The organism is Sinobaca sp. SA16-1, assembly GCF_059510515.1.
Map to the genome: position 1 here is coordinate 333,741 of NZ_JCAKFL010000002.1, position 12,690 is coordinate 346,430.

The window sequence follows — 12,690 nt, forward strand, 5'->3', positions numbered from 1 at the left end:
TTTTAATAGCTTTTGGCTGCAACCGGCTCCGGCAGACACGCCAGGGCCTGGTTTAAATCTCTGATCAGGTCATCGGTATCTTCAATACCTGCAGAATAACGTACGAGGCTTTCCGGGATACCCAGTGCCGCTCTTTCTTCCGGCGTGTTTTCCACATGGCTCGTGGTTCTGGCCGGGCCTACCGTCGTTTCGACTGAACCGAGGTTTGCTGCTCTATTGGCCAGTTCCAATTTAGGAAGAAACAGCTTTACTGCCTCCAGTCCGCCTTTCATAGAAAAGCTGAACATCCCTCCGAAATCTTTCATCTGCCTTTTAGCGATGTCGTGGCCTGGGTGATCTTCAAGTCCCGGATAAAATACTTCGTCTATTTGATCATGATTTTTAAGAAACGTTGCAATTTTCATAGCGGATTCGCACTGCTGCCTTACACGGAGATGAAGAGTCTTCATGCCGCGGATCATAAGATAGGCAGCCATCGGATCCATTGTCGCCCCATTGATTTCACGATAATGGTACACCTGTTCAACAAGCTCTTTGCTTCCACAGATTACGCCTCCAAGAGCATCGGCGTGGCCTCCAAGAAACTTCGTAGCACTGTGAAGAACCAGATCCACTCCGTATTCCAAAGGATTTTGGTTAATAGGGGTGGCAAACGTATTATCTACAAAAACAAGCGCTCCGGCATCGTGCCCGATTTTAACCATCTTTTCAATATCTGTAATTTTAACGGTTGGATTGGTCGGTGTTTCTAAATAAAGGACTTCGCAGCCTTTATTTACTTCTTCTTCAATCTGGGCCTCGTTGCCCGTTTCACAGAGCATAACATCTATATTCATCTGCGGCAGGAATTCGCTGAAAATCTTATTTGTCCCGCCGTACGTATCTTTAACAGAAACAACACGGTCTCCCGGGCGCAGAAACGTAGCAAGGGAGTTGCTGATGGCAGCCATTCCTGTTGAAAAGCTGGTTGCCGCTTCTGCTCCTTCAAGCTCCTGCACTTTTTTTTCAAAGGACTCAACGGTTGGATTCGTGTTTCTACCATAGATATGGCCTTTTGTTTTACCGATTGCTACATCATACCAGTGGTCTAAATCATCATACGTATAAGCCACGCTGTGTACTACAGGAACCTGGGATGCCCCAAAAGCACGGTATTCCTTTTCGCCTGCCCATACTGATTTTGTTGAGGCTTTTACGTTGTTATCTTTAAATTCTGTCATTTTAAACCACTCCTTATTCGTATACAATTTCCTGTCTACCTTTATTGTATAGAAAGATTTATTATAATCCATTCATCAAATTGTATGAAGTTTCTGACTAAGCGTTTGACAAGTTGGATAATAGATTATCTCCCATAAACATATGCTACAATAAATGCAATAGAATACACTGTAGAAAAAAGTGGGGTGATACCTTTGTTTACCGTAAAAGATGTAATGGATCTTCCAGTGATGGATCAATCACTCCTGCTTACAGCTTATGAAGCAAGCAAACAAAACCAAGTAGAATGGGTATCAATTATTGAAGCCCCTGTAGAAGATTTTGTCCGTAAAAATGAGGTCGTGCTGACGACCGGTATCGGCTACAAAGACCATATAAACAGCCTGCTTACTTTTGTGCAGGAAGTAAGGGAGGCCGGGGCGGCCGCGCTGGTAGTGTCGATAGGCCATTACATACCACAGCTGCCGGAATCTGTAATTTCCTACTGCAGTGAACAGAAGTTCCCTCTTGTTCAACTTCCCTGGGACGTACGGTTCAGCGAAGTAACCCAGCAGATCTCTTCTGCTTTAAACCAGGAAGAACGGGACGCTGTGAAGCGATCCGACGGCATTCGAAAAGAACTGCTGGAGATCGTCCTTCGCGGAGAGGGGCTTGGTGAAATCACCTTTTATCTTCAGCAGCAGCTGGAGATGCCGGTCATTGTGACAGACCGCCGCGGCCGTTTGAAACACCAGACACGAAATGCCGAAAGGCTTAAATTGCTTTGGAACGATTATCTTCTTAACCAGGGAGATCCTCTTTCCTACTCCTATGAAGACGGCGTGGACGCAAAGACCCTTCCAAGCAACATGCATTGGATCAGCACCAGCCAATCCAGCATCCTGCAGCTGACAGTGCAGACAGCACGGGAAATTCAGGGGTTTATTTTAATTCAGTGGCCTAGTAAAGGAATAAAAGCGGAAAAAGAACTGCTTGACCACCTCATTCTTTTAGAACATGCAGCGACAACGTCTGCTTTATGTTTTCTGCATGACCAGACGGCACTGGAAACCGAGCTTCGCTTAAAGGATGATTTTGTATGGAGCCTGGCTAAAGGAACGTTTGACTCGCTCGATGACGCTTTATCGCGGGCCAAATCTTTGAACTATGACCTGGATACAGAATATTTATGCCTGATCGCAAAGCCGGAAAACAACAGCCAGCTTTTTAAGCACGGCAATCACGCGTCGCATTCTTATTCTACCTGGCTCCGCTCCATTGGGGACGTTCTTGAGGAAGAAACGTACCATGCCGGGCGCACTATGAACATAAAAACAATGAGCACCTTCCAAAAAGAAGAATTGATCATATTTGTGGAACTTTTCACCGAAAAAAGCATTGAAACCGCCTATCCTTTTATTGACCTGCTGCAATACCGGCTTGAACAGAAAAACCCCCAGGCTGTTGTATCCTGGGGAGTGGCAAAAACGTATGGACGCTACTGCTTTAACGTTAGTTTTCAGGAAGCAAAAGCGGCGCTTGATATCGGGCATGCCCACAAAGAGAAGGGATTTATCAGCACATTTGCTGACACTCGTTTTGACCGCGCTTTATTTGCCATGACGGAAAATGAGGAACTTGAAGAAATTACAGAGATTACTATCGCTCCTCTCCGGAAGTATTCAAAAGAAAGGGGAATAGACCTCGTGCACACTTTTGTCGTCTACAATCAGCATAAAGGAAATGTGAGCCAGACGGCACGGGCATTGAATCTTCACCGCCAGTCCCTTTTGTACCGGTTGAAAAAAATTGAGAACCTTACCGGCTGCAGCCTGGATGACTCTGACGAACTGTTTCTTATTGATTTATCCGTAAGACTTCATATGCTTCGTTCCGGAACGCCCTACGGCTTTTCGTCTTTGCATTAAAACGTATAATCTTCGGCTGCTTTCTGCAGTGTCTCGAGAGACTTCTTGTCAAAAGGAGTCTCTTTGTTTTCCAATTCCTCAAAATAGGCAGTGTATGCCTGCTTTAATGTTTCGTTGTAGCTGCTGCCGCACAGCTCAGCCTCTTTAACCATAGCAGTTGGAATCCAGACTTTTTCAAATTCCGCCAGCGCTTTACGCTCGTGAAACATCGCTACATCCACCTGATTCGGATTATGCAGGTCCCCCTGCTTTGGATGTTTACGAACTTCCCGGACTTTGATCAGTGATTTATCGTTTTTTTCATCTATTTTCTCTCCGATGTATACCCCTGTTTTATAAGGAACACGAACAATAGCTGTTTCCATAGTATCTTTTCCTCCTGTTTAGTAAATGTTTCAGCCTCCGGGTGTTATCAGCACAAACCAATCCCACAGTCTTTCAGACCAGGGAGTTAAGGTATCATCTGCAAACGGACGGAGACTGCTTAGTCCGAACACTTCGTCTGCTACTATAATAGCAAAGGAAAGCATAACCGTAATAATGGTGGCAGTCAGAATCAATACAATCACCGCAGCATAGACGGCTAGTATTCTAAGTAGAAATTTCCATGCTTTTTTCATAATTTCCCTCGTTTATTTAAGTGTTTTTTTCATCTTACCAAAGTTTTGCAAAAAAATCATTTTTAATATGGTTTGTGAAATTATATAAAATGCCTAAAAGAAACACCCGGCTGCCCGGGTTATTCTTTTATACTAAATTGGTTGCACCCATTAAATATCTATCGCATTCTCTGGCTGCTTCACGGCCTTCGTTAATAGCCCAGACGACAAGGCTCTGCCCTCTTCTGCTGTCACCGGCTGCAAATATGCCTTCACGGTTGGTTACATATTTACCGTATTCCGCCTTCACGTTGCTGCGGCTGTCGGTTTCTATTTTCATATCTTTTAAGATGCCCTGCTCCGGTCCGGTAAACCCTACCGCAAGAAGAATCAGTTCAGCTTTCCAGACACGCTCTGTATTTGGAATTTCTGTACGGATTTTTTCTCCGTCTTTCCATTCCGTTACTACATCAATCGTATGAAGCTCTTTTACATTCCCATTTTCATCGCCGACAAATTTCTTTGTCATCACTTTATACGCACGTGGATCTTCTCCAAACACAGCTTCTGCTTCTTTATGCGCATCTTCTTTGCTGTGAACGATTGGATAAAGCGGCCATGGATTGTTTTCTTTTCTTTCCTCATCTTTTTGCACGTTAATATCAAATTGAGTAAGTGACGTACAGCCGTGGCGGAGAGATGTTGTTATGCAGTCTGCTCCGGTGTCCCCGCCGCCGATTACGATGACATTTTTATTTTCCGCATTGATATATTTATTATCGGAGTACTCTGAATCAAGAAGGGATTTCGTATTCTGGCGTAGAAAATCCATCGCATAATGAATCCCTTTGAGATCATTTCCTTCTGCCGGGACGTCGCGGTGTACTTGAGAGCCCGTGCACAAAATAACAGAATCGTAGTCGTTGGTCAGCTCTTCTGAAGAAATATCTTTGCCAATTTCTACGCTGGTGCGAAATTCAATGCCTTCTTCTCTCATAATATTCAACCTGCGGTTAACAATATGAAAAGGAAGTTTCACGTCAGGAATACCGTATGTCAGTAAACCGCCGATCCGGTCATCTTTTTCGAACACCGTCACCGAATGGCCGGCTTTATTGAGCTGGGCGGCAGCGGATAGGCCGGCCGGCCCTGAGCCGATCACGGCTACTTTTTTGCCGGTTCTTTTCTCAGGAATCTGTGGTTTAATCCATCCTTCTTTAAAGCCTTTTTCTACAATTTGAAATTCTATCGATTTAATGGAAACAGGATCATCGTTGATAGCTACCGTACAGGAACCTTCGCATGGTGCCGGGCAGACTCTTCCAGTGAATTCCGGAAAATTGTTCGTTTTATGAAGCCTTGTTAATGCTTCTTTCCATTTCCCCCGGTACACTAAATCATTCCATTCAGGAATAAGATTGTAAACAGGACAGCCAATATCGCCGGAACCAGGCATGGATGTACCTGTCTGACAGAAAGGGATTGCGCAGTCCATACAGCGCGCTGCCTGCTTTTCTACTTTTTCTTCAGGCATAATAATCGTAAACTCCTGCCAGTTTTTCACTCTGGCAAGCGGGTCTCTCTTTGATGGAGTCTCTCTTTTATACTCCATAAATCCTGTAGGTTTCCCCATTTCCTTCACTCCAAACATTCTTTTCTAGTCAATCTATGTGTGAAAGCAGGGGAAGAAAAACGTCTTCCCTTATCCTGCCTTTTTAGTTTTTACCAGCTTCCGCCTTGCTGAGCTTGCTTTCATCAAAAGCCTGCATGATCGCTTCCTGCTCATCAAGTCCGCTGTCTTTTGCTTTTTCAATAAACGACAGCATCTGCTTAAAGTCATGCGGTATTACTTTTACAAATGCATTCACTTTATTGTCCCAGTCCTGTAGAAGACTCTCTGCAAGGGCACTATCTGTATATTTGAGGTGGTTTTCCACCATCTGCTTTAGTTCCTTTTTGTCTGCGTCGGTTTCCACTTTTTCAAGATGCACCATTTCTGTATTGCAGTGGGTTTCAAAATGACCGTCTGTATCAAGAGCATACGCCACTCCGCCGGACATTCCAGCTGCGAAATTCCGTCCGCAGGTGCCCAGGTTCACGACAACTCCGCCGGTCATATATTCGCACCCGTGGTCTCCAACGCCTTCCACAACGACATTTATACCGCTGTTTCTAACGGCAAAGCGCTCTCCCGCCATTCCACGTACATAGGCTTCACCGGAAGTAGCTCCATAAAAGGTGGTGTTTCCAATAATAATGTTTTCCTCTGCAATGAATGTAGCCTCATCGGGCGGCACTACAGTGATCTTTCCACCGGATAAGCCTTTTCCGATATAGTCATTGGCATCGCCTATCAGGTTCAGCGTCATCCCTTTTGGAACGAATGCACCAAAGCTCTGGCCGGCGGACCCTTTAAAGGTAAACCGGATCGTATCATCCGGCAGCCCGGCACTTCCATACTTTTTCGTAACCTCACTGCCGACAATGGTTCCTGTTACCCGGTCCGTATTCTGAATTGAAAATTCTCCGAATACCGGCTCACCGTTGTCAAGAGCTGGCTTTGCGGCTTTCATCAGCGTTGTGCGGTCAAGTGAAACATCAAGGGAGTGATCCTGTTTGATTGTTCCAAAATGCTTGGACTGGTCCAGCTTTCTTGGACGATACAATAAATTAGTCAGATCAACTGTACTTGCTTTCCAGTTGTCTACTTCCTGTTTCTGCTCCAGAAGGTCCGTGCGTCCTACCATTTCATCGATGGTTTTAAAACCAAGCTCTGCCATGATCTCACGCATTTCTTCTGCTACAAATTCCATAAAATTGACTACATCATCCGGTGTGCCCATAAACTTCTTGCGAAGTTCCGGGTTCTGCGTTGCTACGCCGACCGGACACGTATCCAGGTGACAGACTCTCATAATAATACAGCCGAGAACAACAAGCGGTGCCGTAGAAAATGCATATTCCTCTGCGCCCAGAAGCGTAGCAATAGCTACGTCTCTTCCGGTCATCAGCTTTCCGTCTGTTTCCACTGTAATACGGTCCCGAAGGTTATTAAGCACCAGCGTCTGGTGGGTTTCCGCCAGGCCGATTTCCCACGGAAGGCCGGTATGCTTAAGGCTTGTTCTGGCAGCTGCTCCCGTTCCTCCGTCGTATCCGCTGATTACGAGATGATCGGCACGGCCTTTGGCAACACCGGCAGCGATCGTTCCTACTCCGGTTCCGGAAACAAGCTTTACACTCACCCGGGCTTCTGGATTGGCATTCTTCAAATCATGAATCAGTTCCGCCAGATCTTCAATGGAATATATATCATGGTGAGGCGGTGGAGAAATCAGGCCTACTCCAGCCGTGGTGCCTCTTACTTCTGCTACCCATGGGTACACTTTATTGCCGGGAAGCTGGCCGCCTTCTCCTGGCTTGGCTCCCTGCGCTATTTTAATTTGAATTTCGTCGGCATTTACCAAATAGTGACTTGTCACGCCGAATCTTCCGGACGCTACCTGTTTAATCGCACTTCGTTTCAAGTCTCCATTTTCTTCCGGATTAAAACGCTTCGGGTTTTCCCCGCCTTCTCCTGTATTGGACTTTCCTCCAATTCGGTTCATGGCAATCGCTAATGCTTCATGGGCTTCTTCCGAAATCGACCCAAAAGACATTGCTCCTGTTTTGAATCGTTTTACAATATCGGATACCGGCTCTACATCTTCGATAGAGATCGGGTTCAGGCCATTCTTTTTAAAAGCAAGCAGCCCCCGGAGCGTCGTTTGATCTTTTTCCTGCTTATCGATTGCTTCGGAATATTTCTTGAATAACTTATAGTCCTTGCGTTTAGTTGCATGCTGAAGCATATGGATCGTATGCGGATTATACTGATGCGGTTCACCATTTCTTCTCCATTGCAGATCATCACCCGGATCGAGGGTTTTGTCCTGTCCTGCAAGTTCCGTATAAGCACGGCGGTGCCTCATCATCACTTCTTCACCGATCATATCAAGCGTTACGCCTCCGATACGTGAAGGTGTCCACGTAAAGTAGTCGTCCACCACCTGCGTATCAACACCGATCGCCTCAAATATCTGGGCGCCGCGGTAGCTCTGAATAGTGGATATGCCCATTTTGGACAGTACTTTCATAACTCCCTTTGTAACGGCTTTAATATATGTCTGAACGGACTCCACGTAGGAAGTATCTTCGAGCAGGCCGTCCCTGACCATTCCATCAAGGGAGTCGAACACGAGATAAGGGTTCACTGCTTCTGCACCGTAGCCCAATAGCACGGCAAAATGGTGTACTTCTCTTGGTTCTGCCGATTCAACCACCAGACTGACCTGCGTACGCAGACCGTTACGGATTAAGTGATGGTGCAGTCCGGACAAGGCAAGGAGTGCTGGAATTGGAGCATAGTTTTTGTTAACATCCCGATCGCTTAAGATAAGGATGGTAGCGCCCTGCTCAACGGCACGGTCAGCTGCATGAAACAACCTGTCCATCGCAGGTTTCAGGCCTCTTGCCCCTTTTTTGCTTTTAAATACCATAGAAAGCGTGACGGACCTTAAGCCTTCAGTTCTATTTGACCGAAGTTTTGCTAACTCTTCGTTGTTAATAAACGGCGTTTTCAAATAAAGATGTCTTGCACTTTCCGGTTTCGGATGGAGCAGGTTGCCCTGACGTCCAATTGAAGTGCCGACAGCCGTTACCAGTTCTTCACGTATTGCATCAATAGGCGGATTGGTCACCTGGGCGAAAAGCTGTTTGAAATAATTGTACAAAAGCTGCGGACGTTTAGAAAGCACCGCCAGCGGGGAATCGTATCCCATAGAGCCAACAGGGTCTGCTCCTTCGAGCGCCATCGGTTTGATCATTTTTTCCATTTCTTCATACGTATAGCCGAAAGCGAGCTGTTTTGTTTCAAGCTGCTCGAAATCCGTATTGTAAACCTCACGGCTTTCCAATACATCTTCCAGATCAATCATATGTTCTTCTACCCACTGCTTGTAGGGCTTTTCGGAAGCAATTTCGTGTTTGATCTCTTCATCCGGAATGATTCTGCCTTCTTTCATATCTACAAGCAGCATCTGACCGGGGTGAAGTCTTTCTTTATAAAGTACATCTTCCGGCTCAATATCAAGAACGCCAACCTCGGAAGACATGAGTATGTGATCATCTTTAGTTACATAGTACCGGGCAGGACGGAGTCCATTCCGGTCCAGACAGGCTCCTACCTGGCTGCCGTCTGTATAGGCTATCGCTGTAGGGCCGTCCCACGGCTCCATCAGCGTGCTGTGGAATTGGTAAAATGCTTTTCTTTCTTCGCTGATTGAAGCATCATTCTGCCATGGCTCCGGGATCATCATCATTGCTGCATGAGGCATTCTGCGGCCGGCAAGCGTCAAAAACTCAAACGCGTTGTCAAACATAGCCGAGTCGCTTCCGCTTTGGTCGATGACAGGAATTTTATTAATATCTTTTTCGAACACTTCTGAACGAAAAATAGCTTCTCTGGCGTGCATCCAGTTTACATTTCCTTTGATTGTATTGATTTCGCCGTTGTGAATTAAATAACGGTTCGGATGGGCTCTTTCCCAGCTTGGAAATGTATTCGTTGAAAAACGCGAGTGAACAAGCGCCACCGCTGTATCAAACGAAGGATTAGAAATATCAAGATAAAATTCCTTTACCTGTGCTGTTGTAAGCATGCCTTTGTAGACAATCGTCCGCGAAGAAAAGCTGGCAAAATAAAACGCATCATTTTCCTGAAGCCCGTTTTGCGCTTCATCTTCGCTGCGCTTTCGTATAACATACAGCGCCCGTTCAAACGCTTCCCTGCTTTTTATATGATCAGGACGTTTCACAAACACCTGACGGATCGTCGGCATCGCTTTTAAGGCAGCTTTTCCGAGCGTGCTGTCATCATGCGGCACATCTCTCCACCCAAGAAGTTCTGCACCTTCCTGGCTGATTATATCTTCCACCTGCTGCTCACACTTTTCGCGTCTTGATGCATCATTGGATAGAAAGGCCATTCCTACTCCGTAAAAGCCTTCCTCAGGAAGAGAAAATTCTAAGTCCGCTTCTTCTTTAAAGAAACGATGCGGAACCTGCAGCAGTACTCCTGCGCCGTCTCCTGTGTTTGGCTCATCACCCTGGCCGCCTCTATGTTCAAGATTTCTTAAGATCTGCATCGCTTTTTCTACTATATCGTGCGACCTTTTTCCTTTAATGTTTGCAAGAAAACCAATACCACAGTTATCATGCTCAAATTGAGAGTCATAAAGACCCTCCCTCCGTGAATATACAGGCTTTGTCATTGCCCTCTCCACCCCTCTGCTACTATATATAATTCATTTACTTCTTATTTAATATACAAAAGCATATCATTTTTCTGACATTTCGGCAAATTATATCCCATGAAAAAAAAGTATTGAAAACGCTTTCTTTAGGGGTTTAACAGAATTTTTTATTTATTCAACGAATGTATAGTGATAAAAGCTATTACATATTTATACAACTACTTCTGCCAAACATTTTCTGTCGTAAATGTAATCGACCGATCCCCGTCAGCCTTTCCCTCTTCGTTTACGAGCCGTTCTGTAATCTCTACTCCGCCTTTGTTATTCATTAACAAAATAGTTTGAGATCTTGTTCCGTATTCTTTCATTTTAATAAAAACCGAGGAAAGGTTCTTTTCCAGGTCTTTTCCCACCCCGGTATCAGGAAGGTCCGGCTCTTCATACTTCCGTTCGCTTGACAGGCAGGAAAACAGCTCTTCTCTGCTGATCTTATCACGAGCGGCAGCTCTACTTACCCCTGCCTTTAATTCCTCTACTTTCGGCCACGGGGTATCAAGCGCTGCGTTACTCAGGCCGTAAAGCCCTTTTTCAAGCCGCACAGGCTTTTGGTCGCTTTGGTTGGAGTGATAATACACTTCTTCAAGGCTGCCCGTGAGCAGATTATACCCCGAGTAACGGTACCTGCTTGTATGAAGCGCTTCTAAATAGCTCTCCAGATTCTCCGCTTCCAAAGCTTCCTTCACAATAAATCCTCTCGACAGATCCCCCGGCTGTTCCAGTGGATTTCTTACATTTGTGACGAGGGCAAAACGACCGGCTTTTGTCACTCCCATCCAGGTGCCGCCAAGCTTTAAGTCTTTGCCGGCGATAATAGGAGAGTCTGTCCATTCATGGAGCGGCTCTGTCGGTCTCTCGAAAAATTCATCACGGTTGGCGGCAATGATCAAAGGATAATCTGATCTCATGTTATAGCTTATTGTCAATAAACACATGTACGTCTCTCCTAATCACTCATCTATATAGTTTACTTTTCTTCTTTTCTTATATGTTTCAAAAACGCCGTGATAATGCAGAATTTCCGCTTCTCCCTGCTTCCAGCATAAAAGAACCGGACTGCCGTCTATCTTGGCCGGAAAATCCACGAGACCCTGATCAATGCTTTTTACAAAAATGCTCTGCTTCTCCAGCTGCTGTATAAGCTGGCGGGACTGAAACTCCCAAAAATCTATTCTTGCTTCCAGCATAAACAGTTGTTCTTCATCTGCCTGACTGCCGGCAGAACTTTCCTGCTTGTGATGAAGACGCACGGCCAGCAGTTCCCGGTATTTCAGCTGCAGTTTCTGCAGGGCGAGCATTTCCTCAGCCAGGTCTTTCAGTGTTTTATTTGCTTCTTCAAGGGTAAAATAATAGGAAAACACGTTAAACGCTCCTTTTTTATAACAAACCGCCTTCTATCTGTTTCTACTGGTTTATCCAATGAAACGAGCGATGAGGTTAATCGTATCTAATAATGAGGAAAATAGGAAGTCATTTGCACACAGTTTCCGGCAAAATGATATAATATTTTCAATATAGATGAGAATGTTTTTGAACGAATCCAAAGGAGGATACAAAATGGATACGAATCAACACCTGAACGCAGATAAAGAAAAAAGTACATCCAAAGAGGCGGAAAAGTTTATACAGCGTTTCCGTGAATCTAAAGATACAGATGCACTGCTCACATCTCTTGGCGGACTGGGACAATCTGAACAAAAAAGCGCCGGGGATTCCCTCGATTCACTAAAACGGCCTGTAAAGGAAATGATGAATCAGGAGGGAAACGATCTTCCGGACAGACTGTACGAGCTTAAAGGAATGGTCAGCGAGCTGGAGCCTGAATATTTAAATGAGACAAAACTGCAGAAAACCTGGAACAAGCTGCTCCGCCGGAATCCGATTGAACAGTATTCCAAGAAATATGAAACGGTAGAAGCCCAGGTGGAAAACATTGTGGAAGCCCTGCTTATAGGGCGCGATAAGCTGCAGGAAGATAACCTGATGCTCGATCAGCTGAAAATAACAGCACGTGAACGGATACTAGACCTCGAAAAGCAGATTGAAACCGGACGGCAGCTTAATGACATGCTTGAACAGGAAATGACAACGGAGGAATGGAAAGATAACCCGGCTGAACTTCAAAAAGGCCAGGTGAAAGTGATTTCACGCGTTAAAAATATGAGCCAGGCTGTTATGGTACTTCAACAATCCCTGGCAAGTGTCGATCTTATTAAAGAAAACAACGAAAAGCTGGAAGAAGCCGTATTTAACGCGATTACGATGACGAAGAATATTATTACGGTAACAGCATCCATTCAACTGGCCCTCGGCAATCAGCGTAACGTTATAAATGCAGTTAACAGCGTCAATGAAGCAACGGAGAACATGATATTAACGAACGCACAGATGCTCAAAACCAATACGGAAGACACACTTCGCACGCTTGAAGAACCGGCAGTGGCTATGGAAACATTCCGAAAAGCCTACGCCGATGTGCAGGCAGCTATTGAACTAACCGAACAGTCCAACGAGCGCATTGTCCACTCCGGCAAACAATTTATTTCCGAGCTGGATGAGTTGAATAAACAAATGAAAACAAAGCTGCTCGATTAAGTGAAAGCAAAGAGGTGGTAG

Annotated in this window: 9 protein-coding genes; 2 read left to right on the forward strand and 7 right to left on the reverse strand. The window is 45.3% G+C overall.

The annotated features are described in order from the left end of the window. Nucleotides 1-2: 2 nt before the first annotated feature. The gene (locus AC5W2J_RS05745) at nt 3-1,220 is read right to left on the reverse strand and encodes a cystathionine gamma-synthase family protein (RefSeq protein ID WP_496058531.1); all 1,218 of its coding nucleotides are present in this window, start codon (nt 1,218-1,220) and stop codon (nt 3-5) included. Between the two features lie 186 nt (nt 1,221-1,406). On the opposite strand from AC5W2J_RS05745, the gene AC5W2J_RS05750 reads away from it, so the two are divergent. Beyond that, a complete protein-coding gene (locus AC5W2J_RS05750; protein WP_496058532.1) occupies nt 1,407-3,128 on the forward strand; it encodes a PucR family transcriptional regulator in 1,722 nt (573 codons plus the stop codon). Here the strand turns inward: AC5W2J_RS05750 and kapB are convergent. The 6 genes from kapB to AC5W2J_RS05780 form a co-directional block, all read right to left on the reverse strand. Continuing rightward, entirely contained in the window at nt 3,125-3,493 is a 369-nt protein-coding gene (kapB, locus tag AC5W2J_RS05755) for a sporulation phosphorelay system protein KapB (protein WP_496058533.1), read from the reverse strand. The genes AC5W2J_RS05750 and kapB overlap by 4 nt on opposite strands. A 30-nt stretch (nt 3,494-3,523) precedes the next feature. Continuing rightward, the gene (locus tag AC5W2J_RS05760; protein ID WP_496058534.1) at nt 3,524-3,748 is read right to left on the reverse strand and encodes a hypothetical protein; all 225 of its coding nucleotides are present in this window, start codon (nt 3,746-3,748) and stop codon (nt 3,524-3,526) included. Between the two features lie 127 nt (nt 3,749-3,875). After that, nucleotides 3,876-5,360 carry a glutamate synthase subunit beta gene (locus AC5W2J_RS05765; RefSeq protein WP_496058535.1) on the reverse strand — a complete coding sequence of 495 codons (1,485 nt, stop codon included), beginning with the start codon at nt 5,358-5,360 and terminating at the stop codon, nt 3,876-3,878. Between the two features lie 82 nt (nt 5,361-5,442). Then, entirely contained in the window at nt 5,443-10,035 is a 4,593-nt protein-coding gene (gene gltB / locus AC5W2J_RS05770; protein WP_496058536.1) for a glutamate synthase large subunit, read from the reverse strand. Between the two features lie 200 nt (nt 10,036-10,235). After that, nucleotides 10,236-11,009, reverse strand: a complete 774-nt coding sequence (locus tag AC5W2J_RS05775) for an NRDE family protein (RefSeq protein ID WP_496058537.1) — start codon at nt 11,007-11,009, stop codon at nt 10,236-10,238. A gap of 15 nt (nt 11,010-11,024) precedes the next feature. After that, on the reverse strand, nt 11,025-11,435 hold the full coding sequence (locus AC5W2J_RS05780) for a DUF2203 domain-containing protein (protein ID WP_496058538.1): 411 nt from the start codon (nt 11,433-11,435) through the stop codon (nt 11,025-11,027). A 196-nt stretch (nt 11,436-11,631) separates the two neighbouring features. Here AC5W2J_RS05780 and AC5W2J_RS05785 point away from each other — a divergent pair, with 196 nt between their 5' ends. Continuing rightward, nucleotides 11,632-12,669 (forward strand): toxic anion resistance protein, encoded by a 1,038-nt coding sequence (locus AC5W2J_RS05785; RefSeq protein ID WP_496058539.1) that lies wholly within the window; start codon nt 11,632-11,634, stop codon nt 12,667-12,669. Nucleotides 12,670-12,690: the final 21 nt, after the last annotated feature.